A 26,011-nucleotide genomic window follows, 5' to 3' on the forward strand; every position below is an offset into this window, starting at 1 on the left:
TTGTGGAAGTGGCCAGGAATGGTCCCCCAAGGCCCTCTTGACAAGAGTGGTGTAAGCGCCGGGAGATCACAAGGAGTGAGTTTTCAGATACTGATAGAGAACGAAAGCGAGCTCAACAGCGCGCCTACTTCACTCCGTAGCCGTTCGAGCGCATGGGGCAACCGGCCTTCCAAGTGCAGCGGAAGGGAAATAGCCATGGTCGCAGCGGTGTCTCCGGCCGTAATCGGGATGGCCGCGCATACCGTGCCGAGAGAATATTCCTGACGCTCCGTAACCGGCTGCATGTTACCCAGCGTTCCGATCTTCTGCTCCAGAGCGTGCACGTCCGAAACCGTGTACGGGGTGACGGGCTGGACCGGATGGCGGGCGTAGTGGTCCTTGCGGACCTTCTCGTCGAGCTGTCCCAGCAGGCACTGCCCGATGGCGTGCGCGTGGCCGGTCTCGCGGAAGGCGGCCCATTCCTCGACGGCCGGGCCGGTCGGCGTGTCCGAGACGCCGACGACCTCGATCTCACCTTCGCGGTAGACAGCGAAGTACACGGGGGCCCCGACCGTCTCGCGGAAGTGCGCGAGGGAGTCGAGGATCATGGTGCGACGTTTCTGCTGGAGTCCACCGCCGGCCAGTCGCCCGACGGCGTCCCCGAGGATGAACACCCCGCCCTCGCGGCGCAGATAACCCTCGTGGGTGAGGGTCCGCAGCAGGTGGTACGCGGTGGGGAGCGGCAGCCCCGCCTCGCGCGCCAGCTGCTTCGCCGGGGCTCCCTCACTATGGGAGCCGACCGCTTCGAGCAGCCTCAGGGCCCTTTGCACGGAGCCGATCAGAGTCGGCACACCGGCATTGTGAAGCGATGCCAAAGCTCACCCCCAGGCGTGGCGGCGGACCTTGGGGCCGGCCCGCTCGCGGGGGCCGCCCCCGCATGTCCGCGCTTCCTGGGGGTCGTGCTCGGCTGATACGTGAAGGCACCGCGGGTCAGAGCGGATCACCGGCGTCGGTACCCAGGAAAATGCACAGATTGCCACTGTATCGGCGGCCTCCCGCTGAACGAGCGGTCCAGGGCTCCATGTTCGCCCACCTGGGTTAATCCGCTGCGGAGCCGCTCCCTACCAGTCGCTGGAAGAGGACTTCGAACCGCCGCCCGCGAACTTCTTCACGACGAAGATCAGACCGCCGACGAGGCCGACGAAGAGCAGCACCTTGAAGATCAAACCGATGAGGGCGGTGAGCAGGCCGCCGAAGACGAACAGCGCCAGCAGCGGAACCGCGACCCACTTAACCCACCAGGGCATACCTGCGAATGTCTCCCGGATGCCGTCCATGTCCTCAACCTCTTCCTGATGCGTGACTTCCTGACTCCGATGCTAGGAGGCGGAGAAACGCGATGGGGGCTCCAGATCCCTTGGAGTCCCCTGACCCGACCCCTAGGGGCCCCCACCCCCCTGACCACCGGGGAGTCAGGGGTCCACCGGCTCGGGGAGCGGGTCAGCCCTCCGGCGGCGAGAAGACGACCAGCACCTTCAGGTCCTCGGTGATGTGGTGGAAGCGGTGCGGGACTCCGGCCGGAACGTAGACCACGCCCCCGCGCGCCACCGTCGTCGTCTCTTCCCCGACGGTGATCGAGGCCCGACCGCTGACGACGAAATAGACCTCGTCCTGGGCGTGCGGCTGCTGGGGATCACTCTGCCCGGCGTCCAACGCGTACAGACCGACGGACATGTTCCGCTCCCGCAGGAACTGGAGGTAGGCCCCGTCATTGGCCAGTCGCTCGGCCTCTAGCTCGTCCAGCCGGAATGCCTTCATCGTTCTTACGCCCCTCGCGCTCTTTCGTGCCCTGGCTTCGGCTGTCGTGCTGATGTCCCAGCCGGATCTTCTCTGCAACGATCAGACACATGACGAATTTCGTAGTCAAGACGATCGCCAACGTCGCGGCCCTGGCCGTGGCGATCTGGCTGGTCCCCGACATCTCCCTCGACGACGGCAGCAGCATGGGTCACCGGACCCTCACCGTGATCGTGGTCGCCCTGGTCTTCGGCCTGGTCAACCTCATCGTCAAGCCCGTGGTGAAGCTGTTCTCGCTGCCCCTGTTCATCCTCACCCTCGGCCTGTTCACCCTGGTAGTGAACGCCCTGATGCTGCTCCTGACCTCCTGGCTGGCCGGAAAGCTCGACCTGTCCTTCCACGTCGAGGGCTTCTGGACCGCGGTCATCGGCGGCCTGATCATCTCCGTCGTCTCCTGGGCCGTGAACATGGTCCTGCCCGACAAGGACTGAGCGAGCTGCCCGTGTACCGCGTGTGCTTCGTCTGCACCGGCAACATCTGCCGCTCGCCCATGGCCGAGTCGGTCTTCCGCGCCCAGGTCGCCGAGGCCGGGCTGAGCGACCTGGTCGAGGTCGACAGCGCCGGCACCGGGGGCTGGCACGAGGGCGACGGCGCCGACCCGCGCACGGTCTCCGTGCTGGCGGCCGCCGGATACGGACACGGACACCGGGCCCGGCAGTTCCGCGCCTCGTGGTTCGGCCGCCTCGACCTCGTCATCGCGCTCGACACGGGACACCTGCGTGACCTGCGCAGGATGGCCCCGACCCGGGAGGACGCCGCCAAGGTCCGGCTCCTGCGGTCCTACGATCCGGCCGCCGACGGCCTCGACCCGGACGTACCGGATCCGTACTACGGACCCCTCGACGGGTTCGAGGCGTGCCTGGAGCTGGTCGAAGCAGCAGGACCCGGCCTGCTGGCAGCCGTCCGCACCGCGCTGAAGGAGCACACCCCGTGAACCCCCAGGACCGATCCCGCATCGGCGAAGGCACCCGCGCGGTGCGCGCCGGGCTGCCCGAGCCGGTCAAGAACGAACCGACCCTGCCGGGGCCGGTCTTCGCCGCCCACTTCCACCTGCCCGGCGACGTCGAGGGTCCGTACACCTACGGTCGTGACACCAACCCCACCTGGACCCTGCTCGAACGGGCCGTGGGGGAACTCGAAGCCCCGGGGGACGAGGTGGAGACCGTCGTCTTCGCCTCCGGCATGGCGGCGGTGTCCGCCGTCCTGCTCTCCCAGACCCGCGCCGGCGACACCGTCGTCCTGCCGGACGACGGGTACCAGGCCCTGCCGCTCGTCCGGGCCCAGCTGGAGGCGTACGGGGTCCACGTGCGCACCGCCCCGACCGCGCAGGAGGCACAGCTCGCCGTGCTCGACGGGGCCCGGCTGCTCTGGATCGAGACCCCGTCCAACCCGGGGCTCGACGTCTGCGACGTACGGCGGCTGGTCGAGGCGGCCCGCGCGAGCGGCACCCTGGTCGCCGTGGACAACACCCTCGCCACCCCCCTGGGGCAGCGCCCCCTGGAACTCGGCGCGGACTTCTCGGTGGCCAGCGGCACCAAGGGCCTCACCGGCCACGGCGACCTGCTCCTCGGCTACGTCAGCTGCCGCGACCCGGAGCTCGCCGCCCGGGTCCGCCTGTGGCGCAAGGTCGTCGGTGCGATCCCGGGACCCATGGAGGCCTGGCTGGCCCACCGCTCCCTGGCCACCCTGCAACTGCGGACCCACCGTCAGTGGGACAACGCCCTGGCGGTCGCCGAGGCGCTGGCCGAGCGCACCGACGTCACCGGCCTGCGCTACCCGGGGCTGCCCGATGACCCGTCCCACAAGACGGCCGCCCGGCAGATGGCGGGCTACGGCTCGGTGGTCTCCTTCACCCTGGCGGACCGGTCCCGTGCCGAACGGTTCATGAGCGCTCTGCACCTGGTGGAGGACGCCACGAGCTTCGGTGGGGTCCGCTCGACGGCCGAGCGGCGCCGCCGATGGGGCGGTGACGCCGTGTCGGAGGGGTTCATCCGCTTCTCCGCCGGAGCCGAGGACACCGAGGACCTCGTCGCGGACGTCCTGCGGGCCCTTGACGTCGCCGGTTCCGGGGCCTGACCAGCGCGCGCGGGCGGTCCGAGCCTCCCCCCTGGTGGCTCGGACCGCCCCGGGTTCCCGCGTGAAGAACCACACGGAGAAGGCTAATTGACTCTCTGTCAGTGTCCAATCACGGTAGCGACAGGTAGCTATCGACATATTTATAGTGGATGGCCTCACCGAGAGGGGTGGCCATGGACCTGGCGCTGCTGCGCACCTTCGTCGCCGTGCACCGGGCCGGCTCCTTCACCCGGGCCGCCGCGCTGCTGGGACTCTCCCAGCCCGCCGTCACCTCGCAGATCCGCACCCTCGAACGCCAGCTCGGGCGACCGCTGTTCCACCGCCAGTCCCGCGGCGTCACCTCCACCGCCATCGGCGACGAGCTGGCCCGCAAGGCGGCCCCGCACCTGGACGCCCTGCTGGAGATCGCCGGGACCCAGCAGGAAGCGGCCGGGGCGGTCCGCACCCTTCATCTGGCCGGGCCGCCGGAGTTCCTGTGCCTGCGGGTGCTCCCGGCGCTGGCGCCGCTCGTGGGCCAAGGACAGAGCCTGCGCGCCTCCCTTCCCACGGAAGCGGCTCAGGTGGTGGAAGGGCTGGCCGCCTGCCAGTTCGACCTCGGGGTCACCACCACCCGCCCCCGGGGCTCGATGTTCACCGCGACCGCCCTGTGCGACGAGGAGCACGTCCTGGTCGCGGCTCCCTACTGGGCCGCGCTGATCGACCCCGAACTGCTCCGCGCCAAGGGCCCGGCCGCCATGGACGGGATCCCGCTCGTCGAAGTGCACGAGTCCCTGCCCCTGATCACGCGCTACTGGGCAGCGGTCTTCGACGCTCTCCCCACGGCCGCGGCCACCGTCGTCGCTCCCGACCTGCGGGCGGTCCTGGAGTGCGCGGCCACGGGCGGCGGACTGGCCGTACTGCCCCGCTACCTGTGCCAGGACGCCCTCGACAGCGGTCGGGTCGTCGCCCTCATGGAGCCCGTCGTGCCGCCGCTGCGCACCTGGTTCCTCGTGGTGCGCGCGGGCAGTCTCGCCCTCGCCCACCTCGCGCGCGCCCACGACCACCTCCTGCGCGCCGCGGCGCATTGGTGACCCGATTCGCGGTAGCGCGTTTCAGAAGCGGAGTCCTGGGCCACGCTTCATCCATGACCGAACGTCCTGTGGTCAAACGCACCGCTCGCGCGATCCTGCTCGACGGTGACGATCTGATCCTGATCAAGCGCACCAGGCCCGGCGTCGATCCGTACTGGCTCACCCCCGGCGGCGGAGTGGAGTCCACGGACGCCACCGTCGTCGACGCCCTGCACCGAGAGGTCCACGAGGAACTCGGGGCCAAGATCACCGATGTGGTGCCCTGCTTCGTCGACACCGTCGAGCACATCGCCGTGGCCGGGGTGACCGGCGTCAAGGTGCAGCACTTCTTCGTCTGCCACCTCGAATCGATGGACCCCAGCCTGCGCCACGGGCCCGAGATCGATCAGCCCGAAGGCGAGTACGAGATCGTCAGGGTGCCCTTCAGCCGCGTCGGCATCGCCGCCGTCCACCTCGTTCCGCTGTCCCTGCGCCACTACCTCGACGGGAACATCGAGGGAGTCCGTGCCATGCACGCTCCCGACCTGGGCTGAGCCGGGCCCGGTGGGGGTCTCCGGCTCAGCCGGAGACCCCCACCGGCTCCTCGACCGAGTCGTACCGGATCCGGTCGCCCGGGATCCCGATCTGCTTGAGGGCGTCCACACCACTGCGGATCATTCCGGGCGGACCCGAGACGAAGGCGTCGTAGGAGTTCCACGGTCCGTGCTCACCGGCCGCCTGCGGCAACTGCCCGGCCAGACCGTCGCACACCACCGGCCGCACCGACAGCCACGGGTGCGTGCGCTGCATGCCCAACAGGGTGTCCTTGTCGTAGAGGTCCCCGTCGCTGCGCGCTCCGAAGAAGACCTCCATCGGCCGGCGCTCGCCGTGTCCCGCGACGTCCTCGATCAATGCCTTGATCGGGGCGATGCCCGTGCCGCCCCCGAGGCACAGCATCCCGTTGTCCGTGGTGTGGTCGACCACCATCGAGCCCGCCGGCGGCCCCAGCCGCAGGACATCGCCCGGGCGGGCGTGGCGCACCAGCGCGTTGGAGACCCACCCGGCGGGGACGGCTTTGACGTGGAAGGCCAGCAGGCCGTCCGAGCGCGGCGCCGAGGCGAAGGAGTAGTGCCTCCACACCCGCGGCCACCACGGGGTCTCCAGGCTCGTGTACTGACCCGCCAGGAAGGGGTAGGGCTGATCGGGGCGGACCGTCAGTACGGCGATGTCAGGAGTGCGCAGTTCGTGGGAGATCACCTCGGCCTGCCAGGACGCGGGGGCCTTCTGCTCGTCCGCCGCGGCGGCGTCGATCATGATCTGGGAGATCGCGGTGTACGCCCGCACCCAGGCGGCTTCCGCCTCCGGGCCCCACGTCCGTTCCGCGAACCGGGCCAGCGCGCCGATCAAGGCCTCGCCCACGGCCGGGTAGTGCCCGGCCATCGTGCCGTACTTGCGGTGGCCGGTACCCAGTCGGCTCAGATACGGGGCGAGCACCTGCGGATTGTCGATGTGTTCGGCAGCCGTGAGCAGGGCCTTCAGCAACCGTTCCCGCTGCACGTCCATGGCCACGGGGAACATCGACCGTAATTCCGGATGCCCCGTGAAGAGCAGGGCGTAGAAGTACGACGTCACCTTGTCGGCTATCGGGCCGACCTCGGCGAGGGTCTTGCGGATGAGCACGGCATCGGGGGAAGGCTCGGTCGCGCCGCCCCCGGTGGGTATCCCGTCGGTCCCCCATCTGGCCGATCTGGTGGGCGGAGCGTCCATGCGGTGCCTCGCTTCGAGCATCTCGGTCGGTTTGCACGCGCCACGGCTTCGAATCCGTGGTTCCGGGCTTCGCAGCATGCCAGCCGAGGGAGTGGCTTGCGGGGAAATGCGGAAAATCCGCAGTTCTCACCGACCCTCCGCTTAAGATGCCTCGACCTTCGGGGCGAGCGTCCCGGCGAGCCGATAGGCCTCTCGAAGATCCCTTCCTTCGTAGACGTACGTCGCCAGGGCAGCCACCTGGGGCCGCGCGTTGACCGCCACCGAGACCGGCAGCGCACCGAACAGCACCGCATCGGTCATGGAGTCCCCGTAGACGACACAGTCGCTCCGGCTCACTCCGAACCGGGCACAGAGCCGGTCCGCCACCTCCAGCTTGCCCTCCGGGGTCAAGATCCCCGTCACGTCCACGGGTCGGGTGAACGGCACCTCCGGGAAGACCGAGCCGTGCGCCGCGTGCGCACCCCACTCCAGCAGGAGTTCCACGAAGAACGACGGCGACAGGGAGACCACCGCGCAGTAGTCCCCGGACTCGCGGATCTCCTGCCACACCTCGCGAATGCCCTCGATCCACGGCGCACCGTCGAATGCCGCCCGGACGTGCGTCGGCGTCAGCTGCGTCCACAGCGTGTGCACTCCCACGGAGAACTCCTGGGGCCCGATCTCCCGCGCTCCGAAGGCCCTCTCCAGCTCCGCGATCTCGGCGCCCAGGCCGAGCTGCCGTGAGATCTCGACCGGCGCCGCAGAGCCGAACATGAGCGTGCCGTCGAGGTCGAAGAGGTGCAGGCGAGTCATGAGAGGTGAGATTAGTCCGTCCGTTTCACGTGAAACAGCGCGTTTCACGTGAAACAGCGGCTGGTTTCACGTGAAACATCCGCCTCCAAAACCTCTGGACGCTCCCCAGCCAGTGATCCAGGCTGGGCCGGTGACACCACCACAGCTCATCGATCTACCGATCCGCGCACTGACCCTGGACGATCTCCGGCGCTGCGCCGACCTCTCCGAAGACCGCGGGTGGCCTCGCGAGGACCACAAATGGGGCCTGCTCCTCGCCGCCGGAAGCGGTTACGGGGTCGACGCACCCGACGGGCAGGGCCTCGCAGCCGCGTGCGTCGTCACCCGGTACGGACAGACGTACGACACGGCGGAGCTGGCCGCCATCGGCATGGTCCTCATCGCCGAGCGCTACTCCCGACGGGGACTGGGCCGCCATCTGATGGCGTACGTCTGCGACGACGTCCTCAAGGGCGTCCCGCTCACCCTCAACGCCACCCCGTACGGCCGGCCCCTCTACGAGGAACTCGGCTTCGCCACCACGGGCCGGGGCGAAATGCTCAAGGGCGCCTTCCGGCCCGACCCCGCGGTGCCCGGCGCCGGCACCGTCCCGGTCCGCCCGGCCACCGCGGAGGACCTCCCGCGGATCCTGCGGCTCGACGCGGAGGTCTTCGGCACCGACCGGACCCACATCATCGCCCGGCTGCCCGCCTTCGCGGACCGGCTGGTCGTCGCCGAGGACCGCACCGGCGACCTCGTCGGGTACGCCGCCATCTGGCCGAACATGGACACCCATGTCGTCGGCCCACTGATCGCGCGCGACACCGCCGGCGCCCAGGCCCTCATCACGGCCCTCGCGGCGACGACCGACCGCCCCCTGCGCACGGACATCGACGTGCGCCACGAGGAACTGCGCGACTGGCTCAAGGACCGCGGTCTCGACTCGATCACCTTCAACACCGTCATGACCCGGGACCTCCCCGACCTGCCCGGAGACTGGACCCGCCGCTGGGCCCCGCTCACCGTGGCCGCGGGCTGAGAAAGGAACACCCTTCCATGAACGACCTGCCCCAGCTGGACATCCGGCCCGCCACCGAGGCCGACCTTCCCGTCATCGTCGCGATGCTCGCCGATGACCCGCTCGGTGCCACCAGGGAGTCCCCGGACGACCTCACGCCCTACATCGCGGCCCTCAAGCGGCTCACGGACGACCCGAACCAGCACGTCGTCGTCGCCGTCCGCGGGGACCGGGTGGTCGGCACCCTCCAGCTGACCGTCATCCCGGGCCTGTCCCGCAAGGGATCCACCCGTTCCATCGTCGAAGGCGTCCGGGTGCACGCCGACGAACGGGGCAGCGGACTGGGCACGCTCTTCATCGAATGGGCGATCGAAAAGTCCCGGGCGGAGAACTGCCAGCTGGTGCAGCTCACCTCGGACGTCACCCGTACCGATGCCCACCGGTTCTACGAGCGGCTCGGCTTCGTCGCCTCGCACGTCGGCTTCAAGTACCAGCTCTGACGGCGAGCGGCCGGCGCAGCGCGCCGGCCGCTCGATCAGCCCACGCCGCGCCACCCCAGGGGATCGACGCCCCCCGGGACCGGCGCGGACGGGTCGTAGGGCGCACGGGTGAACACGAACGAACCGAGGTCCAAGTGGCTCAGGGACCCGTCCTCGCGCCGCACCGCGCGCAAGGTCTCGCCGGCGTAATAGCCGCTCACCCCGGTCCAGTTCCCGTCCGCTGCCGCCCGGAAGCGGGCCGCCCGTCCGGTCGCCGAGACCGGGCCGAGCGCCAGGGTCCCGTCCGCGGTCAGTCGGAGCACGAACGGAGCCGCTCCCCAGTACCAGGGCCCCGTCAGCTCCAGAGCCACCTCGTCGGCTTCCCGGAAGGGCTTCCAGGGCTCGGGGATCCGCGGTTCCGCCTCCGCCACGATGCCCAGCAGTTCGGAGGCGACCAGCGCGACCGGTAGGCCGGAGGTGCAGTTCGCCAGGGCGACCACGGCGAGGTCCTCCGCCTCGCTCAGCCACAGGCAGGCGACGAATCCCGGGAGCGAACCGCTGTGCCCGGCCAGGGAGCGGCCGCCGGAGGTCATCAGCTGCATGCCCAGCCCGTACCCGCCCTCCGCGACGCCCGGCTCGGGCGGCGAGGCCGCCGTGCGCATCTCGCGCACCGTGTCCGCGGCCAGGACCCGCTCGTCGCCCCGGGTGAGGAACACCGCGAAGCGGGCCAGGTCCCGCGTCGTGGACCAGAGCTGCCCGGCCGGTGCCATGAGCCCGAGGTCCTCCAGCGGCTCCGGCAGCATCACGTCGGCCCAGGGGTGGACGGCCCAACCGCCCGCGTGCGGTGCCTGTGGCAGCACGGTGGTGCGCTCCAGCCCCAACGGCTCCAGCACCTCGGCCCGGAGCACCTCGGCCCACGCCTTCCCACGGACCGCCTCCACGAGCGATCCCAGCAGGGTGTAGCCCGGGTTGGAGTAGTGGTGGCGCTGCCCGGGCACGTGTCGGAACGGCTCCTCGCCCAGGACATCGGCCAGTTCGGGCCTCAGCGAGCCCGGGCTGCGTTCCCACCACTGCCCGGGGGTCTCCGCCGCGAGCCCGCCTGTGTGGGCGAGCAGTTGAGCGATGGTCACCTCGCCGGCGCCGGTACCCGGGAGGTGCTTCTCCAGCGGGTCCTCCAGGCTCAACAGACCTTCGTCGCGCAGCCGCAGCACGAGCACGGCGGTGAAGGTCTTGCTGATCGAACCGACCCGGTACTGCACGTCACCGTCGGGTCCGTGCCCGTCCACACAGGTGCGGGAGCCCTCCCAGACGATCTCGCCGCCACGAGCCACGGCGGCCACGATCGAGGGAGCCCGTCCCTCGCTCTGCGCGACGGCGAGGCGGTGGCGCAGCGCCCGCCGGGTCGAGGGGAGCAGGTCCCGGTCTTCGGCCGTGCCTGCTGTGTCAACTGCGTCTACGGAACTCATGATCAGACTCTAGGTGTTGGCCATGTCCACGAACCGGGAGTAGTGGCCCTGGAAAGCGACCGTGATCGTCGCCGTGGGGCCGTTACGGTGCTTGGCCACGATCAGGTCCGCCTCACCGGCGCGGGGCGACTCCTTCTCGTACGCGTCCTCGCGGTGCAGCAGGATCACCATGTCGGCGTCCTGCTCGATGGAGCCGGACTCTCGAAGGTCGGAGACCATCGGCTTCTTGTCGGTGCGCTGTTCGGGACCACGGTTCAGCTGCGACAGCGCGATCACCGGGACCTCCAGCTCCTTGGCGAGCAGCTTGAGGTTTCGGGACATGTCCGAGACCTCCTGCTGGCGGCTCTCGGGGCGGCGCGAGCCACCGGACTGCATCAGCTGCAGGTAGTCGATGACGACGAGCGACAGATCGCTTCGCTGCTTGAGCCGACGGCACTTCGCGCGGATCTCCATCATCGACAGGTTGGGGGAGTCGTCGATGTAGAGCGGGGCCGCGGAGACGTCCGGCATCCGGCGGGCCAGCCGGGTCCAGTCGTCGTCGGTCATGGTGCCCGAGCGCATGTGGTGCAGCGCCACCCGGGCCTCCGCCGAGAGCAGGCGCATCGCGATCTCGTTGCGCCCCATTTCGAGGGAGAAGATGACGCTGGGCAGGTTGGCCTTGATGGAACAGGCCCGCGCGAAGTCGAGCGCGAGCGTGGACTTGCCCATGGCGGGGCGGGCCGCGATGACGATCATCTGGCCGGGGTGCAGACCGTTGGTCAGCGAGTCCAGGTCCGTGAAGCCCGTCGGGACTCCGGACATCTGGCCGCTGCGCGAGCCGATCGCCTCGATCTCGTCGAGGGCGCCTTCCATGATGTCGCCGAGCGGCAGGTAGTCCTCGGAGGTCCGCTGCTCGGTGACGGCGTAGATCTCGGCCTGGGCACTGTTGACGATCTCGTCGACGTCCCCGTCCGCCGCATAGCCCATCTGCGTGATCTTCGTGCCCGCCGCGACCAGCCGGCGCAGGACCGCCCGCTCGTGGACGATCTCCGCGTAGTACTCCGCGTTCGCCGCCGTCGGCACGGACTGGACCAGCGTGTGCAGGTACGACGCGCCGCCGACCTTGCTGATCTCGCCGCGCCGGGTGAGCTCCGCGCCGACCGTGATCGGGTCGGCGGGCTCGCCCTTCGCGTACAGGTCGAGGATCGCCTGGTAGATCGTCTCGTGCGAGGGCCGGTAGAAGTCGTGGCCCTTGAGGACCTCGACCACGTCGGCGATCGCGTCCTTCGAGAGCAGCATGCCGCCCAGGACCGACTGCTCGGCGTCCAGGTCCTGCGGCGGGACCCGCTCGAAGCCACCGCCTCCGCCGTCCCAGGAGCCGCCCTCACGGCCCCGATCGGACTGGTCGTCCCCGCGGCCGCGGCCTTCGCCGTTGCGTCGTGGACGGGCGGGCAGACGGTCACCGGGACCGCTGTCGGCCCAAGGGTCGTCCATGGGCTCGGGACTGCTCACCGGGCCGCCTCCTCCCGTCCGCAAAGCGGACCTTGCCGTGTCACTCTTTCTACGACACGGCTCTGACATTTGGGGCACCCGGATCGGCTCTCGGCGCGTCGGGCAACGCACCACGGTAGAGCCGCCGGCGACGTCAGCCAATCTTGTTATCCACAGGCTGTGTGGATGAGATGTGGATGACGAGCCGAATGCTGTGGGTAACTCGCCGGAAGCTGTGTACGGACCGGGGGACGACGCTGTGGACAAAATCACCCGACCCACCACGGCACCCCCACTGACCTGCAATTTCGTCATCCACGGGCAGCGTGGGAAAAATTTCTTCGCCGCTACCTCAAGATCGCCTCCAAAGGGGTGCGAAGAACGCCCAAGTCAGCGCCCCAGTAAGGATCCAAAGAGTCTTGCATCTATTACCTGTGGAAGATTAGATTGAGCACATGACACAGGCCACCGAGCCCCCGAAGGCTGCCCCGAGACGGCACGACCGCGAGATCTTCGCACTCGCCGTTCCCGCCTTCGGCGCACTCGTCGCCGAACCCCTCTTCGTCATGGCCGACAGTGCCATCGTGGGGCACCTCGGCACTCCCCAGCTCGCCGGCCTCGGAGTCGCCGCGGCCCTCCTGATGACCGCCGTGAGCGTCTTCGTCTTCCTCGCCTACGCCACCACCGCGGCGGTCGCCCGCCGGGTCGGAGCGGGCGACCTCCAAGCCGCCATCCGGCAGGGCATGGACGGCATCTGGCTCGCCCTCCTGCTCGGTGGAGCCGTCATCGCCCTCGTGCTGCCCACGGCTCCCTGGCTGATCTCGCTCTTCGGCGCCTCCGACACCGTGGCCCCCTACGCCGTCACCTATCTGCGCATCTCCGCCCTCGGCATCCCGGCCATGCTCGTGGTGCTCGCCGCCACCGGTGTGATCCGCGGCCTCCAGGACACGCGCACCCCCCTCTACGTCGCCATCGGCGGGTTCGCCCTCAACGGCGGCCTGAACGTGGCCCTGGTCTACGGCGCGGGCCTCGGCATCGCCGGTTCAGCGTGGGGCACGGTCATCGCCCAGTGCGCCATGGCCGCCGCCTACCTGATCGTCGTCGTCCGGGGAGCCCGTCGCCACCACGCCTCCCTGCGGCCCGACGCCGCGGGCATCCGCGCCTGCGCACAGGCCGGGGTACCGCTGCTGGTGCGGACCCTGTCCCTACGGGCCGTCCTGATGATCGCGACGGCCGTGGCCGCCCGGTTGGGCGATGCCGACATCGCGGCGCACCAGATCCTGCTCTCCCTGTGGAGCCTGCTCGCCTTCGCTCTGGACGCGATCGCGATCGCCGGACAGGCCATCATCGGCCGGTACCTGGGCGCGGGCGACACCGAAGGGGCCAAGGCCGTGTGCCGCCGCATGGTGCAGTGGGGGATCGTCTCGGGAGTCGTCCTCGGCATCCTGGTGGTCGCGGCCCGGCCCCTGTTCGTACCGCTCTTCACCGGCGACCCCACGGTCAAGGACGCCCTACTGCCCGCCCTGCTCGTCGTGGCGGTCTCCCAGCCGGTCTCCGGCATCGTCTTCGTCCTCGACGGGGTCCTGATGGGCGCGGGCGACGGACGCTACCTCGCCGGCGCGATGGTCGTGACGCTGGCCGTCTTCACCCCGGCCGCCCTGCTCGTCCCCAGCATCGGTGGTGGCCTCACCACGCTCTGGTGGGCGATGACGCTGATGATGTTGGTACGGATGGTCACGCTCCAGCTGAGGGCCCGCTCCGGCCGCTGGCTGGTCACGGGCGCCTCGCGCTGACCGCGGTCCACCGCACGCTGTTTCACGTGAAACGGATGGTTTCACGTGAAACAGGGTGTTTCACGTGAAACACCGCCGCACGAAGGAGCTCCGACGCCGTTCGGGAACGACGAAGGGCCGTACCCCAAGGGGTACGGCCCTTCGTGCGCGGCACTTAGGCGGCGACGACCTCGACACCCAGGTTCGCGACGACCTCGGCGTGCAGACGCACGGAGACCTGGTACGAACCGAGGGTCTTGATCGGGGACGCCAGCTCGACGCGACGCTTGTCGACCTTCGGACCACCGGAAGCCTCGATCGCCGTGGCGATGTCGGCCGGGGTCACGGAGCCGAAGAGGCGGCCGGTGTCACCCGAGCGGGTGGCCAGACGCACCTTGACGGCCTCGAGCTTGGCCTTGAACTCGTTGGCCTGCTCGATGGTCGCGATCTCGTGGATCTTGCGGGCGCGGCGGATCTGCGCCACGTCCTTCTCGCCACCCTTGGTCCAGCGGATCGCGAAACCACGCGGGACCAGGTAGTTGCGAGCGTAGCCGTCCTTGACGTCGACGACGTCGCCGGCAGTTCCGAGGCCAGAGACCTCGTGGGTCAGGATGATCTTCATTATTCGGTCACCCTTTCCTTATCGCGCGGTGGACGTGTAGGGCAGCAGCGCCATCTCACGGCTGTTCTTGACTGCCGTGGCGACGTCACGCTGGTGCTGCGTGCAGTTGCCGGTGACGCGGCGGGCACGGATCTTGCCGCGGTCGGAAATGAACTTCCGCAGCATGTTCGTGTCCTTGTAGTCCACGTACACGGTCTTGTCCTTGCAGAACGCGCAGACCTTCTTCTTAGGCTTGCGCACAGGCGGCTTCGCCATTGTGTCTCTCCTGTGTGATCAAGAAGTGGGGTAGAGCTGCCCTTAGAAGGGCGGCTCGTCCGAGTAGCCACCGCCGGAGCCGCCGGAGCTTCCGCCCCAGCCGCCCCCGCCGCCGCCCTGCTGCTGCTGCGGCTGGCCGCCGGCCGGCGCGCTGGACGCCCACGGGTCGTCGGAAGGTGCTCCGCCGCCCTGCTGGCCGCCACTGGGGGCTCCGCCCCAGTTGCCACCGCCGCCGCCCTGCTGGCCGCCGCCGCCACCGCCGCCGTAGCCACCCTGGCCGCCCTGGCCGCCGCGACCCGTGGTCTTGGTGACCTTGGCCGTGGCGTTCTTCAAGCTGGGGCCGACTTCCTCGACGTCCAGCTCGTAGACCGTGCGCTTGACACCCTCACGGTCCTCGTAGGACCGCTGGCGCAGCCGGCCCTGAACGACGACACGCATGCCCCGCGTAAGGGACTCTGCGACGTTCTCGGCCGCCTGCCGCCACACCGAGCAGGTCAGGAACAGGCCTTCGCCGTCCTTCCACTCATTGGTCTGGCGGTCGAAGGTGCGGGGAGTGGACGCGACACGGAACTTCGCGACCGCCGCACCCGAGGGGGTGAAGCGCAGCTCGGGGTCGTCGACGAGATTGCCGACGACCGTGATGACGGTCTCGCCTGCCATGGATGAACCTCTCGGCGGGTTTTGCTGCTGGCTGCTTGTGCTACTCGAAATCCCGATTACCGCTGAACTGGGAAGTTCAGTGGGTTTCGGGACGGAGGACCTTGGTCCGGAGGACCGACTCGTTCAGGTTCATCTGTCGGTCGAGCTCCTTGACGACCGCAGGCTCGGCCTGAAGGTCGATGACCGAGTAGATGCCCTCGGGCTTCTTCTTGATCTCGTAAGCGAGACGACGACGGCCCCAGGTGTCGACCTTCTCGACCTTTCCGTTGCCCTCACGGACGACAGAAAGGAAGTTCTCGATCAGCGGGGAGACAGCGCGCTCCTCGAGATCGGGGTCGAGGATGACCATCACTTCGTAGTGACGCATGTGGAACCCACCTCCTTTGGACTCAGCGGCCACGGTCGTTCCGTGGCAGGAGGGTCGTGATGCGTAATCGCACCGGGCCCGAGCGAACGGACACAGGTGCAGACCGTACAGAGTACCTGCTCCCCTCCTTCCGGTTGAAATCCGGCACCTGAAGGCCACACCCTGTACCCATCGGGTGTGCTCGGTGCTATGCCCCCGGCTCCGCCGGACGGCTGCTCCGCTGCACCGCTCTGCGTCAGCCAGGAGGTGCCTTCCGATGGCACAGGCAATGCGACCCCAGTCGTCCATCTCGCTCTTCTCCACCGACGGCAAGCCCCACCCGCTGCAGGACACCCTTGTGGCGGTCACCCTGATCCTCGGCATCGTGGCGTTCGTCACGGCGTTCTTCCACAATCTGCACCTGCTCAGCTCGTGGACCGGGCTGATCGGCATCCTCACCGGCGCCTACGGACAGTTCATCTCGGCCACGACACGCGAACGCTTCGCACTGATCGTCGGCCTGGGAGCGTCCGCGGTCGGGTTCTATCTCGCCATGGCGCACGGCGGTCTCTTCGGGTAGCCGGGCACCTCCGCGACAGGGCGCCGGCCGGCCCTCGGCCCGGACCGGGTCCGTCCCCCAGATGGGTGGCGCCCTTGTCGCAGTAGGCTTCGCGCCATAGCCAGCGAAGCCGCCTAGGAGACGCCCCGCATGAGCCTGTCCCTGAGGACCATCAGCCGAGAGCAGCATCTGGCATATCTCCAGAGCCTGCCCTCGGCGAGCCACTGCCAGGTTCCGGCGTGGGCCGACGTGAAGAACGAATGGCGTTCGGAGAACCTCGGTTGGTTCGACAACTCCGGTGAACTCGTCGGTGCCGCACTGGTGTTGTACCGGCAGTTGCCCAAGGTGAAGCGGTACCTCGCGTACCTTCCCGAGGGCCCCGTCATCAACTGGTACGCCCCGAATCTGGAGGAATGGCTCCAGCCGATGCTGGCGCACCTGAAGCAGCAGGGCGCCTTCACCGTGAAGATGGGCCCGCCCGTCGTCATCCGCCGCTGGAACTCGACGGCCATCAAGGCCGGCATCCAGGATCCGGATGTCAAGCGCCTGCGCGACGTGGAGGCCTCGGTCATCGAGCCCCGCGCCTTCGAGGTGTCCGACAAGCTGCGCCGCATGGGATGGCAGCAGGCCGAGGACGGCGGCGCCGGCTTCGGTGACGTCCAGCCGCGCTACGTCTTCCAGGTCCCGCTCGCCGAACGCTCCCTGGACGACGTCCTCAAGGGCTTCAACCAGCTGTGGCGCCGCAACATCAAGAAGGCCGAGAAGGCCGGCGTAGAGGTCGTCCAGGGCGGTTACGAGGACCTGCCCACCTGGCAGCACCTCTACGAGATCACCGCCGAGCGCGACAAGTTCCGCCCGCGCCCGCTCAGCTACTTCCAGCGCCAGTGGACGGCCCTCAACTCCGAGGACCCGAACCGCATGCGCCTGTACATCGCCACGCACGAAGGGGAGCCGCTGGCCGCCGCCACGATGCTCACCGTCGGCCAGCACGTCTGGTACTCGTACGGCGCCTCCGCGAACCACAAGCGCGAGGTCCGCCCGTCGAACGCGATGCAGTGGCGCATGCTGCGCGACTCCTACGCGCTCGGCGCGAGCGTGTACGACCTGCGCGGCATCAGCGACACGCTGGACGAGAACGACCACCTGTTCGGCCTGATCCAGTTCAAGGTCGGCACGGGCGGCGAAGCCGTCGAGTACGTCGGCGAATGGGACTTCCCGCTCAACAAGATGCTGCACAAGGCGCTCGACATCTACATGTCCCGCCGCTGATTCCCACCCCACCCCCCGCTGCACCGAGCAGTTCTTTTCTAGAGAGGTTCCGGACGGGCATGGCGCTCACGCTCTACGTCGACACCGCGCGCTGGCGTGCGCACCAGAAGCAGATTCAGGATCAGTTCCCCGGGCTGATCCCGGTCTGCAAGGGCAACGGCTACGGCTTCGGCCACGAGCGGCTGTGCGAAGAGGCGACCCGCATGGGCGCCGACATCCTGGCCGTGGGAACGACGTACGAAGCCGCCGCGATAAAGGATCTGTTCGGCGGGGACCTGCTGGTCCTCACCCCGTTCCGGCGGGGCGAGGAGCCGGTACCGCTGCCCGACCGGGTCATCCGCTCGGTGTCCTCCGTGGACGGGGTGCGCGGCCTGGTCGGCGCCCGTGTCGTCATCGAGTGCATGAGCTCGATGCGCCGCCACGGGATCTCCGAACACGACCTGGGGCAGCTGCACTCGGCGATCGAGGACGTGCGGCTGGAGGGTTTCGCCCTGCACCTGCCGCTGGACCGCCCCGACGGCTCCGACGCCGTCGAGGAGGTCATCGCCTGGATGGACCGGCTGCGCGCGGCCAGGCTGCCGCTGCACACGATGTTCGTCAGCCACCTGCGGGCCGAGGAGCTGACGCGGCTGCGCCAGCAGTTCCCGCAGACCCGGTTCCGGGCCCGGATCGGCACCCGGCTGTGGCTGGGCGACCACGAGGCGACCCAGTACCGCGGCGCCGTACTGGACGTCACTCGGGTCTCCAAGGGCGACCGCTTCGGTTACCGCCAGCAGAAGGCCGCCTCGGACGGCTGGCTGGTGGTCGTGGCGGGCGGTACCTCGCACGGCGTGGGCCTGGAGGCTCCCAAGGCCCTGCACGGTGTGATGCCGCGCGCCAAGGGGGTCGCCCGGGCCGGGCTGGCCACCGTGAACAGGAACCTGTCGCCCTTCGTGTGGGCGGGCAAGCAGCGCTGGTTCGCGGAGCCCCCGCACATGCAGGTGTCGATCCTGTTCGTGCCCTCGGACGCGACCGAGCCGCGCGTGGGCGACGAGCTGGTGGCCCACCTGCGGCACACCACGACCCAGTTCGACCGGGCGCTCGACGCCTGATCCCGGGTACGGGTGCCCGCCGGGATCAATCCCGGTAGGCACCCCACTCGACCCGCTGTCCCTCCGAGGGCGTCGCATCCTGCGGCGCCCTCGCGGCGTGGGAGAGCACGAACGCGTCCTCGGCGCCGTCCAGGACACCGCCCGAGGGGTCGTCCGAGCCGTCCTGGCGCACCACGTCCCGCTCGGGGAGCAGGATGTCCCGCACGATCACGGCGCAGAGGTACAGGGTGCCGAGCAGGTGCGCGGCGATGGCCAGCTGGTAGCCCTCGATGGGCAGGCCCTGGTGCTTGTCCCCGCTGGTCGTGTAGGCGAGGTAGGACCAGATCCCGAGGAAGTACATGACCTCGCAGGCCTGCCAGACGAGGAAGTCGCGCCAGCGCGGTCGGGCGAGGGCGGCCAGCGGGATGAGCCACAGCACGTACTGCGGCGAGTAGACCTTGTTGGCCAGGATGAAGACGGCGACGACCAGGAACACCAGCTGGGCGAAGCGGGGGCGCCGGGGGGCGGTGAGCCCGAGCAACCCGATGGCGCCGCAGAGCAGCAGGGTCAGGCCCGTCGCGTAGGTGTTCGCGCCCTCCAGCGGGTTCCCGGAGCGCTGGGAGATCAGCAGCCACACCGACCCGAAGTCGATCGGACGTTCCTGGCTGAAGGTGTAGAACTTCGACCAGCCGTCCCAGGCGTAGAGCATGACGGGCAGGTTCACCACGAGCCAGGACGCCACCGTGCCGAGGGCGGCCAGTGCGAACGCACGCCACTTGCCGGCCCGCCAGCACAGGACGAACAACGGTCCGAGCAGCAGCACGGGGTAGAGCTTGGCGGCGGTGGCCAGGCCGATCAGGACGCCGAAGGCCAGTGCCCGACCGCGGGACCACATGAGCATCGCGGCGGCGGTCAGCGCGATGGCCAAGAGGTCCCAGTTGATCGTCGCGGTCAGCGCGAAGGCGGGCGCGAGGGCGAAGAGCAGGGCGTCCCAGGGACGGCGGCGGTGCGTACGGGCCACACAGACCGCGATGACGGCGGCGCAGGCCATCAGCATGCCCGCGTTGACCATCCAGTACATCTGCTCGCGGTGCTGCATGGAGCCGCCGGTGGGCGTGAGCCAGGACGCGACCTGCATGAAGAGCCCGGTGAGCACGGGGTACTCGAGGTACTGCATGTCGCCGCTGAGCCGGTCGAAGTACGGCGTCAGACCGTCGGCGAAGCCGCGCACGACGTACAGGTGCGGGATGTCGGAGTAGCAGGCGTGGGTGTACTGCGAGCCCGCGCCGCGGAACCACGCCCAGTCGTAGCAGGGCAGCTTCTGCACCATCCCGAGCGCGAACATGCCGATCGCCACCAGGACGATGACGCGCACGGGGCTCAGCCAGTGCCCGCCCAGCCGCGCGTACCTGCCCATCGGTCCGCCGATCAGCTCGCTGCCGGCCGCCGCGACCTCGTCCTGCTGGGTCGGCAGTACGGGGCGGTCCTCGTGCACCTTCGTCATGCGCTCATCCTGCCGTACGGGGCTGTGAACGCGCCGAGGGCCGCCGCATCGGAATGCGACGGCCCTCGGGGCGCGGAGGCGGCCGATCAGCCGGTGTCGGCGCCCGAGGGTCCCCAGACGCTGTTGCCCGGCCGGCCGGGCCTGCCCGTCTTGGTCGGACTGGGCTTCCCGGTGGGCGTGCCGCTCGGGTCCGGGTCGCAGTACAGCTTCCACGGGTTGCAGCTGGGCTTGCCCCCCGCGGACGGGGACGGGGAGACCGTCGGGGACGGCGAGACCTGCGGCGACTCCGTCACGGACGGCGAGGGCGAGGGCGACGGGGTGGGTGTCGGCGTGGGAGCGCCCGCGGCGTCGGCCGTCACGCCGATGTCCTCGGCCTCGGGGAAGTCCTTCTCCGGAGACCCCTTGAGGGCGGCCTTCATGTACTCGGTCCAGATCACCGCGGGGATGTCACCACCGTGGATGGAGTCGACACCGCCCACCCGGTTCATGGACATCAACTTCTTGTCCGCCGAGTTCGGGTCGTTGCGGAACAGGGTGACGGCGGTCGAGAGCTGCGGGGTGTAGCCGACGAACCAGGCCGACTTGTTCTGGTCGGTGGTGCCGGTCTTGCCCGCCGCGGGGCGGCCCAGCTTCTTGGCCTTGGTACCGGTGCCGTTCTCCACGACGTTGCGCAGGACCTTGGTGATGTTGTCGGCGATGGAGTTGTCCATGGCCCGCTGGGACTTCGGTGCCTCGAAGCCGGACAGCTCCTTGCCGTCCTTGAGCACCTTGGTGACCGAGAAGGGCTCGTGGTGCGTGCCGGAGTCGGCGAAGGTGCCGTAGGCGTCGGCCATGCGGATGGCCGACGGGGTCGAGGTGCCGAGGGCGAACGAGGCGTTGTCGGCCGGGTCCATCGACTCGTCGAGGATGCCGGAGGCCTTGGCCACCCCGCGCACCTTGTCGTGGCCGACGTCGAAGACGAGCTGGGCGAACGGCGTGTTGATGGACTTCTCCATCGCCTCGTTGAGGGTCACGTACCCGTAGGCGGTGGGGCTCTCGTTCTTCTGCCGGAAGGGCGTGCCGTCGGCGGCGCGCAGCGGCTTGCCTTCCCGGTTGTTGATGACGGTCTGGTCGTTGCCGTTGTACTTGCTGCTGACCGAGATGCCCTCGCCGCGCGAGTTCTGGGTGCCGTACTCCAGTGCCGCGGCCAGGACGAACGGCTTCCAGGTGGAGCCGACGGGGACACCGATGGTGTTGGCGTTGTTGGTGAAGTGCTTGTGGTCCCAGCCGGGCCCGCCGTAGAGGGCCACGACGGCGCCGGTCTTCACGTCCACGGACGCGGCGCCGAACTGGACGAAGGTGTCGTAGTCGGGCCGCGCCTTCTCGTCCAGGAAGCCGTTGCGGGTGTCCTCGACGGCCTTGACCAGCGCGTCCACCTTGGGCTTCTGGAAGGTGGTGGTGATCTGGTAGCCGCCCAGTGCCATCTGCTCCGCGGTGAAGCCCTTGGCCTTCATCACGTACTGCTTGGCCGTCTCGACCAGGTATCCGGTCTGGCCGCCGAGCGAACGGGCCTGCGCGGAGTCGACCAGCTTGGGGAACTCGCGGAACTGGGCCCGCTCGGTCGGGGTCATCCGGCCCACGGCGACCTCGCGGTCGAGCACCCAGGCCCAGCGGCTCTGGGCCCTCTTGGTGTTGGCCTCGGGGGTGGCCGCCGATCCGATGCCGCCGTCCGGGTTGTAGAGGTTGGGACCCTTGAGGACCGAGGCGAGGAAGGCGCCCTCGGAGGGCGTCAGCTTGTCGCAGTCCTTGTCGAAGTACGCACGGGAAGCGGCCTGGATGCCGTAGGCGTCCCGGCCGTAGTACGCCGTGTTCAGGTAGCCCGCGAGGATCGTGTCCTTCTCCGCGGTGACACCCAGCTTTATCGAGATGAACAGCTCCGTGACCTTCCGCTTCAGCGTCTGGTCGGAGTCCAGGAAGGTGTTCTTCACGTACTGCTGGGTGATGGTGGAGCCGCCCTGGGTCGAACCGCCCTTGGCCATGTTGACCACGGCGCGGGCGATGCCCATCGGGTCGACGCCCTTGTCGGTCTCGAAGGACTCGTTCTCCGCCGAGATCACGGCGTTCTGCATCGACCGGGGGATCTTGTCGATGGGCACGATCTGCCGGTTGGTCGACCCGCCGGTCGCGACCATCTGGGTCCCGTCGGCCCAGTAGAAGACGTTGTTCTGGGCCTCGGCGGCCTTGTTCGCGTCGGGGGTGCCCACCATCGCGATGCCGATGCCCGAGCCGGCCGTGATGACGGCGAAGAAGCCCAGGGCCGTGCCCCCGACGAGCTTCCAGGAGGGAAGGAATCGCTTCCAGCCGTCCCTGTCGGACCGCGGGTAGTTGATGAGCCGCTTGTCGCCGCGGCCGGATCCCTTGCCGCCACGGCCTCCGCCGGCTCCTCGGGCGTCCCTACGGGCCCCGGCACGGCCGTCGTGGACCGGTTGTCCCTCGTACGGCCCACCGGGCGATGCGGTGGGGGCGTCGTGCCCGGGCGCGGCGCCCCGGGCGGGCCGCTGCTGGGCGGCCCGGCGGGCCGCGGCCCGTCCACCGCCTTGCTGCGGCGGTTTGCGGCGGTGCTCGCTCATCGAACGACTACTCCTCGGGCAGGCGAGTGGCCTGGAAGCGGCAGGCGTATTCCGGTTCCCCCGGCGCACAGACTACGCACGCTCAAAACCCAACCAGTGCCGAAGTTCACCCCAAATCAGGCAACTTGCCTCCTACGAATTAGTGATGTGACGCCGGTCACCACGTCTCCCCTTGTCGTAACGGGCCGCCCGTTCTATCGTCTGGATGTATCGAGTCGATACATCAGCTCGGCATAAAGAACTCAGGGGCGAGGAGGAAGCAGGCGGATGAGCCGGCGCTCAGGCATTCTCGAGTTCGCTGTCCTCGGCCTGCTTCGCGAGTCCCCCATGCACGGCTATGAGCTGCGCAAGCGGCTCAACACCTCGCTGGGGGTGTTCCGGGCGTTCAGCTACGGAACCCTCTATCCCTGCCTCAAGACGCTCGTCGCCCACGGGTGGTTGATCGAAGAACCGGGCAATGCCCTGGAAGACGCGGTCGCCGCTTCACTCGCAGGACGCCGCGCAAAGATCGTCTACCGGTTGACGGCCGCGGGTAAGGAGCACTTCGAAGAGCTGCTCTCCCACACCGGCCCCGACACCTGGGAGGACGAGTCCTTCGCCGCCCGCTTCGCGTTCTTCGGTCAGACCGAACGGGACGTGCGCATGCGGGTACTGGAGGGCCGCCGCAGTCGGCTGGAGGAGCGCCTGGAGAAGATGCGCACCTCGCTCGCCCGTACGCGGGAGCGCCTCGACGACTACACCCTTGAGCTGCAGCGGCACGGCATGGAATCCGTGGAGCGCGAAGTGCGCTGGCTGAACGAGCTGATCGAGAGCGAGCGGGCGGGACGGGATCGCAGACGACCCGACTCGTCCGACGAAACTGCAAAATGAGGCCCGCATTCGCAGGCCTCGTCCGAGAACAAACAGGGAGCAACCGGAATGGGTTCGGTTCGCGTAGCCATCGTCGGCGTAGGCAACTGCGCCGCCTCGCTGGTGCAGGGCGTCGAGTACTACAAGGACGCCGACCCGGCGGCCAAGGTCCCCGGCCTGATGCACGTCCAGTTCGGCGACTACCACGTCCGCGACGTTGAGTTCGTTGCCGCCTTCGACGTTGACGCGAAGAAGGTCGGCCTCGACCTTTCGGACGCCATCGGCGCCAGCGAGAACAACACGATCAAGATCTGCGACGTCCCCAGCAAGGGCGTGACCGTTCAGCGCGGCCACACCCTGGACGGCCTGGGCAAGTACTACCGGATGACGATCGAAGAGTCCGCCGAGGCTCCGGTCGACATCGTCCAGGTCCTCAAGGACAAGCAGGTCGACGTTCTGGTCTGCTACCTGCCCGTCGGTTCCGAAGCCGCTGCGAAGTTCTACGCGCAGTGCGCCATCGACGCGAAGGTCGCCTTCGTCAACGCCCTTCCGGTCTTCATCGCCGGCACCAAGGAGTGGGCTGACAAGTTCACCGAGGCGGGCGTCCCGATCATCGGCGACGACATCAAGTCGCAGGTCGGCGCCACCATCACGCACCGCGTGATGGCGAAGCTGTTCGAGGACCGCGGTGTCCGTCTTGAGCGCACCATGCAGCTCAACGTCGGCGGCAACATGGACTTCAAGAACATGCTGGAGCGCGACCGCCTCGAGTCGAAGAAGATCTCGAAGACGCAGGCCGTCACCTCGCAGATCCCCGACCGCGAGCTGGGCGAGAAGAACGTCCACATCGGTCCGTCCGACTACGTCGCGTGGCTCGACGACCGCAAGTGGGCGTACGTCCGCCTCGAGGGTCGCGCCTTCGGTGACGTTCCGCTGAACCTCGAGTACAAGCTCGAGGTGTGGGACTCCCCGAACTCCGCCGGTGTCATCATCGACGCCGTGCGCGCCGCGAAGATCGCCAAGGACCGCGGCATCGGTGGCCCGATCCTGTCGGCTTCGAGCTACTTCATGAAGTCCCCGCCGGTCCAGTACTTCGACGACGAGGCCCTGGCCAACGTCGAGAAGTTCATCAAGGGCGAGGTCGAGCGCTAAACAGGACGCAGCACGATGCGCCAAGGGCTTCCAGCACTTGGACTTCGACTGGTCTTCCGCCGAGGGTCCCCGGGCAATCCGCCCGGGGACCCTCGGCGTATGTGACGCTTGCCCACATGCCTGTCGTAGGTGATCTGCGCGTACTCCTGCGCCTGAGGGACTTCCGCAACCTGCTCTCCGTGCGGCTCCTGTCCCAGGCCGCCGACGGCGTCTACCAGGTCGCGCTCGCCACCTACGTGGTGTTCTCCCCGGAGAAGCAGGCCTCGCCCGTGGCCATCGCCTCGGCCATGGCCGTCCTGTTGCTGCCCTACTCGGCGATCGGCCCCTTCGCCGGAGTGCTCCTGGACCGCTGGCCGCGCCGCCAGGTGTTCCTCTACGGCAATCTGCTGCGTGCCTTCCTGGCCTGCGTCACCGGGATGCTGATCGTCGCGCAGGTGCCCGACTGGCTGTTCTACGCCTCGGCGCTCTCGGTGACCGCCGTCAACCGCTTCGTCCTGGCCGGGCTCTCCGCTTCGCTGCCCCGGGTCGTCGGGGTCGACCAACTGGTGACCGCGAACGCCCTCTCCCCGACCGCCGGGACCCTCGCGGCAACCCTGGGCGGGGGGCTGGCTTTCCTGGTGCGCCTGCTCGCCGCCGAATCCAATGCCGTCATCGTCCTGCTCGGCGCCGCGTTCTACCTGTGCGCGGCGCTCGTCTCGCTACGGCTCGACGTCCGGCTCCTCAGCCCCGACTCCACCCCCGCACGGCAGTACCCCTCGGTGGCCGAAGGGATCGCTCTGACCGTGCGGGGCATGGCCCAGGGCCTGAGGCACCTGTACGAGCGCCGTGACGCCGCCCAGGCGCTCACCGCCATGACCTTGATGCGCTTCTGCTACGGGGCGCTGACGGTGACCCTGCTGACCCTCTGCCGCTACGCCTGGTCGGACAACGAGTCCGACGGGCTCGCCCTGTTGGGGATCGCGGTCGGGGTGTCGGGGGCCGGGTTCTTCGCGGCGGCCGTCATCACGCCCTGGCTGGTGGGGCGGCTCGGCACCCGGGGCTGGATCACGCTCTGCGCGGCGATAGCGGCCGTTCTGGTGCCGGGTCTGGGTCTCTTCTTCGCGCCCGCGCCGATGCTGGTCGCCGCGTTCGTGCTGGGAATGGCCACGCAGGGAGCGAAGATCGCCACCGACACGGTCGTGCAGTCACAGGTGGACGACGCTTTTCGCGGCCGGATCTTCTCCGTCTACGACGTGCTCTTCAACGTCGCCTTCGTCGGAGCCGCCGCCGTGGCCTCGCTGGTGCTGCCGCTCGACGGGAAGTCCGTCCCGCTGATCCTGGGCGTGGCCGCCCTCTATGCCCTGACCGCCGCGTTGCTCATCCGGCAGGGACGACGTTTCACGTGAAACATCGCCCCTGACCCCTCTCGCACC

General features: G+C 69.0%; 27 protein-coding genes. 14 read left to right on the forward strand and 13 right to left on the reverse strand.

All coding sequences use genetic code 11. From position 1 onward, the window contains the following. Positions 1–83: 83 nt before the first annotated feature. The 3 genes from ACIQWR_RS30315 to ACIQWR_RS30325 form a co-directional block, all read right to left on the reverse strand. Positions 84–821, reverse strand: a complete 738-nt coding sequence (locus ACIQWR_RS30315; RefSeq protein ID WP_404016096.1) for an IclR family transcriptional regulator — start codon at positions 819–821, stop codon at positions 84–86. 279 nt (positions 822–1,100) lie between these two features. Beyond that, a complete protein-coding gene (locus ACIQWR_RS30320; RefSeq protein WP_404016099.1) occupies positions 1,101–1,307 on the reverse strand; it encodes a DUF5326 family protein in 207 nt (68 codons plus the stop codon). A gap of 172 nt (positions 1,308–1,479) precedes the next feature. Next, positions 1,480–1,797: a cupin domain-containing protein gene (locus ACIQWR_RS30325; RefSeq protein ID WP_330331521.1), complete on the reverse strand. Its 318-nt coding sequence runs from the start codon at positions 1,795–1,797 to the stop codon at positions 1,480–1,482. A gap of 89 nt (positions 1,798–1,886) precedes the next feature. Here ACIQWR_RS30325 and ACIQWR_RS30330 point away from each other — a divergent pair, with 89 nt between their 5' ends. From ACIQWR_RS30330 to ACIQWR_RS30350, 5 genes are all read left to right on the forward strand, one after another. After that, complete coding sequence (locus tag ACIQWR_RS30330) at positions 1,887–2,267, forward strand: phage holin family protein (RefSeq protein WP_399264506.1); 381 nt, start codon at positions 1,887–1,889, stop codon at positions 2,265–2,267. A 59-nt stretch (positions 2,268–2,326) separates the two neighbouring features. Next, the gene (locus tag ACIQWR_RS30335) at positions 2,327–2,770 is read left to right on the forward strand and encodes a low molecular weight protein-tyrosine-phosphatase (protein WP_404016102.1); all 444 of its coding nucleotides are present in this window, start codon (positions 2,327–2,329) and stop codon (positions 2,768–2,770) included. Further along, positions 2,767–3,912: a cystathionine gamma-lyase gene (locus ACIQWR_RS30340; RefSeq protein ID WP_404015982.1), complete on the forward strand. Its 1,146-nt coding sequence runs from the start codon at positions 2,767–2,769 to the stop codon at positions 3,910–3,912. The genes ACIQWR_RS30335 and ACIQWR_RS30340 overlap by 4 nt, the downstream gene beginning before the upstream one ends. A 173-nt stretch (positions 3,913–4,085) precedes the next feature. Then, positions 4,086–4,982, forward strand: coding sequence for a LysR family transcriptional regulator (locus ACIQWR_RS30345; RefSeq protein WP_404016105.1), 897 nt, complete (start codon positions 4,086–4,088; stop codon positions 4,980–4,982). Between the two features lie 53 nt (positions 4,983–5,035). After that, a complete protein-coding gene (locus tag ACIQWR_RS30350) occupies positions 5,036–5,515 on the forward strand; it encodes an NUDIX domain-containing protein (protein ID WP_404015985.1) in 480 nt (159 codons plus the stop codon). A gap of 25 nt (positions 5,516–5,540) precedes the next feature. Here the strand turns inward: ACIQWR_RS30350 and ACIQWR_RS30355 are convergent, their stop codons facing one another. Next, positions 5,541–6,851, reverse strand: coding sequence for a globin domain-containing protein (locus ACIQWR_RS30355; RefSeq protein WP_404016108.1), 1,311 nt, complete (start codon positions 6,849–6,851; stop codon positions 5,541–5,543). 18 nt (positions 6,852–6,869) lie between these two features. Further along, positions 6,870–7,520: an HAD family hydrolase gene (locus ACIQWR_RS30360; RefSeq protein ID WP_404015988.1), complete on the reverse strand. Its 651-nt coding sequence runs from the start codon at positions 7,518–7,520 to the stop codon at positions 6,870–6,872. Positions 7,521–7,650: 130 nt separating this feature from the next. On the opposite strand from ACIQWR_RS30360, the gene ACIQWR_RS30365 reads away from it, so the two are divergent. Both ACIQWR_RS30365 and ACIQWR_RS30370 read left to right on the forward strand, forming a co-directional pair. Then, a complete protein-coding gene (locus ACIQWR_RS30365; protein WP_404015991.1) occupies positions 7,651–8,538 on the forward strand; it encodes a GNAT family N-acetyltransferase in 888 nt (295 codons plus the stop codon). 26 nt (positions 8,539–8,564) lie between these two features. Continuing rightward, the gene (locus ACIQWR_RS30370; protein WP_404016111.1) at positions 8,565–9,017 is read left to right on the forward strand and encodes a GNAT family N-acetyltransferase; all 453 of its coding nucleotides are present in this window, start codon (positions 8,565–8,567) and stop codon (positions 9,015–9,017) included. Between the two features lie 35 nt (positions 9,018–9,052). Here the strand turns inward: ACIQWR_RS30370 and ACIQWR_RS30375 are convergent, their stop codons facing one another. Further along, a complete protein-coding gene (locus ACIQWR_RS30375) occupies positions 9,053–10,462 on the reverse strand; it encodes a serine hydrolase domain-containing protein (protein ID WP_404015994.1) in 1,410 nt (469 codons plus the stop codon). A 9-nt stretch (positions 10,463–10,471) separates the two neighbouring features. Continuing rightward, complete coding sequence (dnaB, locus tag ACIQWR_RS30380; RefSeq protein ID WP_404016114.1) at positions 10,472–11,935, reverse strand: replicative DNA helicase; 1,464 nt, start codon at positions 11,933–11,935, stop codon at positions 10,472–10,474. 452 nt (positions 11,936–12,387) lie between these two features. On the opposite strand from dnaB, the gene ACIQWR_RS30385 reads away from it, so the two are divergent. Further along, positions 12,388–13,725, forward strand: a complete 1,338-nt coding sequence (locus tag ACIQWR_RS30385) for an MATE family efflux transporter (protein WP_404015997.1) — start codon at positions 12,388–12,390, stop codon at positions 13,723–13,725. A gap of 154 nt (positions 13,726–13,879) precedes the next feature. On the opposite strand, the gene rplI is transcribed toward ACIQWR_RS30385, so the two are convergent. The 4 genes from rplI to rpsF all read right to left on the reverse strand — a co-directional run bounded on the left by rplI (position 13,880) and on the right by rpsF (position 15,608). After that, on the reverse strand, positions 13,880–14,326 hold the full coding sequence (gene rplI, locus ACIQWR_RS30390; protein ID WP_399264490.1) for a 50S ribosomal protein L9: 447 nt from the start codon (positions 14,324–14,326) through the stop codon (positions 13,880–13,882). Between the two features lie 18 nt (positions 14,327–14,344). Beyond that, on the reverse strand, positions 14,345–14,581 hold the full coding sequence (rpsR, locus tag ACIQWR_RS30395; protein WP_003956534.1) for a 30S ribosomal protein S18: 237 nt from the start codon (positions 14,579–14,581) through the stop codon (positions 14,345–14,347). A 42-nt stretch (positions 14,582–14,623) separates the two neighbouring features. Then, complete coding sequence (locus ACIQWR_RS30400) at positions 14,624–15,241, reverse strand: single-stranded DNA-binding protein (RefSeq protein ID WP_404016000.1); 618 nt, start codon at positions 15,239–15,241, stop codon at positions 14,624–14,626. Positions 15,242–15,317: 76 nt separating this feature from the next. Beyond that, entirely contained in the window at positions 15,318–15,608 is a 291-nt protein-coding gene (rpsF, locus tag ACIQWR_RS30405; protein ID WP_004950685.1) for a 30S ribosomal protein S6, read from the reverse strand. 256 nt (positions 15,609–15,864) lie between these two features. Between rpsF and ACIQWR_RS30410 the strand changes: the two genes are divergently transcribed. From ACIQWR_RS30410 to ACIQWR_RS30420, 3 genes are all read left to right on the forward strand, one after another. Beyond that, positions 15,865–16,167: a hypothetical protein gene (locus tag ACIQWR_RS30410; RefSeq protein ID WP_351038210.1), complete on the forward strand. Its 303-nt coding sequence runs from the start codon at positions 15,865–15,867 to the stop codon at positions 16,165–16,167. Between the two features lie 129 nt (positions 16,168–16,296). Beyond that, entirely contained in the window at positions 16,297–17,415 is a 1,119-nt protein-coding gene (locus ACIQWR_RS30415) for a lipid II:glycine glycyltransferase FemX (RefSeq protein WP_404016003.1), read from the forward strand. 59 nt (positions 17,416–17,474) lie between these two features. Further along, the gene (locus ACIQWR_RS30420; protein WP_354378859.1) at positions 17,475–18,506 is read left to right on the forward strand and encodes an alanine racemase; all 1,032 of its coding nucleotides are present in this window, start codon (positions 17,475–17,477) and stop codon (positions 18,504–18,506) included. Between the two features lie 25 nt (positions 18,507–18,531). On the opposite strand, the gene ACIQWR_RS30425 is transcribed toward ACIQWR_RS30420, so the two are convergent. Together ACIQWR_RS30425 and ACIQWR_RS30430 are read right to left on the reverse strand one after the other, a co-directional pair. Then, positions 18,532–19,989 carry a glycosyltransferase family 87 protein gene (locus ACIQWR_RS30425; protein ID WP_404016007.1) on the reverse strand — a complete coding sequence of 486 codons (1,458 nt, stop codon included), beginning with the start codon at positions 19,987–19,989 and terminating at the stop codon, positions 18,532–18,534. An 86-nt stretch (positions 19,990–20,075) separates the two neighbouring features. Further along, positions 20,076–22,598, reverse strand: coding sequence for a transglycosylase domain-containing protein (locus tag ACIQWR_RS30430; RefSeq protein ID WP_404016010.1), 2,523 nt, complete (start codon positions 22,596–22,598; stop codon positions 20,076–20,078). A 267-nt stretch (positions 22,599–22,865) separates the two neighbouring features. Here ACIQWR_RS30430 and ACIQWR_RS30435 point away from each other — a divergent pair, with 267 nt between their 5' ends. The 3 genes from ACIQWR_RS30435 to ACIQWR_RS30445 all read left to right on the forward strand — a co-directional run bounded on the left by ACIQWR_RS30435 (position 22,866) and on the right by ACIQWR_RS30445 (position 25,984). Next, positions 22,866–23,468, forward strand: a complete 603-nt coding sequence (locus ACIQWR_RS30435) for a helix-turn-helix transcriptional regulator (protein WP_404016013.1) — start codon at positions 22,866–22,868, stop codon at positions 23,466–23,468. 48 nt (positions 23,469–23,516) lie between these two features. Further along, positions 23,517–24,599 carry an inositol-3-phosphate synthase gene (locus ACIQWR_RS30440; RefSeq protein WP_404016016.1) on the forward strand — a complete coding sequence of 361 codons (1,083 nt, stop codon included), beginning with the start codon at positions 23,517–23,519 and terminating at the stop codon, positions 24,597–24,599. 116 nt (positions 24,600–24,715) lie between these two features. Continuing rightward, entirely contained in the window at positions 24,716–25,984 is a 1,269-nt protein-coding gene (locus ACIQWR_RS30445) for an MFS transporter (RefSeq protein WP_404016019.1), read from the forward strand. Positions 25,985–26,011 lie beyond the last annotated feature (27 nt).

The sequence above is a fragment of the Streptomyces sp. NPDC098789 genome, assembly GCF_044759975.1.
Classification (GTDB): Bacteria; Actinomycetota; Actinomycetes; order Streptomycetales; family Streptomycetaceae; genus Streptomyces.

Coding starts and splice junctions, on each gene's coding strand:
- ACIQWR_RS30375 (WP_404015994.1), bottom strand. CDS start 10,462: ATGAGTTCCGTAGACGCAGTTGACACAGCAGGCACGGCCGAAGACCGG.
- ACIQWR_RS30420 (WP_354378859.1), top strand. CDS start 17,475: ATGGCGCTCACGCTCTACGTCGACACCGCGCGCTGGCGTGCGCACCAG.
- ACIQWR_RS30435 (WP_404016013.1), top strand. CDS start 22,866: ATGAGCCGGCGCTCAGGCATTCTCGAGTTCGCTGTCCTCGGCCTGCTT.
- ACIQWR_RS30400 (WP_404016000.1), bottom strand. CDS start 15,241: ATGGCAGGCGAGACCGTCATCACGGTCGTCGGCAATCTCGTCGACGAC.
- rplI (WP_399264490.1), bottom strand. CDS start 14,326: ATGAAGATCATCCTGACCCACGAGGTCTCTGGCCTCGGAACTGCCGGC.
- ACIQWR_RS30445 (WP_404016019.1), top strand. CDS start 24,716: ATGCCTGTCGTAGGTGATCTGCGCGTACTCCTGCGCCTGAGGGACTTC.
- ACIQWR_RS30360 (WP_404015988.1), bottom strand. CDS start 7,520: ATGACTCGCCTGCACCTCTTCGACCTCGACGGCACGCTCATGTTCGGC.
- ACIQWR_RS30415 (WP_404016003.1), top strand. CDS start 16,297: ATGAGCCTGTCCCTGAGGACCATCAGCCGAGAGCAGCATCTGGCATAT.
- ACIQWR_RS30330 (WP_399264506.1), top strand. CDS start 1,887: ATGACGAATTTCGTAGTCAAGACGATCGCCAACGTCGCGGCCCTGGCC.
- ACIQWR_RS30425 (WP_404016007.1), bottom strand. CDS start 19,989: ATGACGAAGGTGCACGAGGACCGCCCCGTACTGCCGACCCAGCAGGAC.
- rpsF (WP_004950685.1), bottom strand. CDS start 15,608: ATGCGTCACTACGAAGTGATGGTCATCCTCGACCCCGATCTCGAGGAG.
- ACIQWR_RS30345 (WP_404016105.1), top strand. CDS start 4,086: ATGGACCTGGCGCTGCTGCGCACCTTCGTCGCCGTGCACCGGGCCGGC.
- ACIQWR_RS30325 (WP_330331521.1), bottom strand. CDS start 1,797: ATGAAGGCATTCCGGCTGGACGAGCTAGAGGCCGAGCGACTGGCCAAT.
- ACIQWR_RS30430 (WP_404016010.1), bottom strand. CDS start 22,598: ATGAGCGAGCACCGCCGCAAACCGCCGCAGCAAGGCGGTGGACGGGCC.
- rpsR (WP_003956534.1), bottom strand. CDS start 14,581: ATGGCGAAGCCGCCTGTGCGCAAGCCTAAGAAGAAGGTCTGCGCGTTC.
- ACIQWR_RS30350 (WP_404015985.1), top strand. CDS start 5,036: ATGACCGAACGTCCTGTGGTCAAACGCACCGCTCGCGCGATCCTGCTC.
- ACIQWR_RS30440 (WP_404016016.1), top strand. CDS start 23,517: ATGGGTTCGGTTCGCGTAGCCATCGTCGGCGTAGGCAACTGCGCCGCC.
- ACIQWR_RS30385 (WP_404015997.1), top strand. CDS start 12,388: ATGACACAGGCCACCGAGCCCCCGAAGGCTGCCCCGAGACGGCACGAC.
- ACIQWR_RS30410 (WP_351038210.1), top strand. CDS start 15,865: ATGGCACAGGCAATGCGACCCCAGTCGTCCATCTCGCTCTTCTCCACC.
- dnaB (WP_404016114.1), bottom strand. CDS start 11,935: ATGGACGACCCTTGGGCCGACAGCGGTCCCGGTGACCGTCTGCCCGCC.
- ACIQWR_RS30335 (WP_404016102.1), top strand. CDS start 2,327: ATGGCCGAGTCGGTCTTCCGCGCCCAGGTCGCCGAGGCCGGGCTGAGC.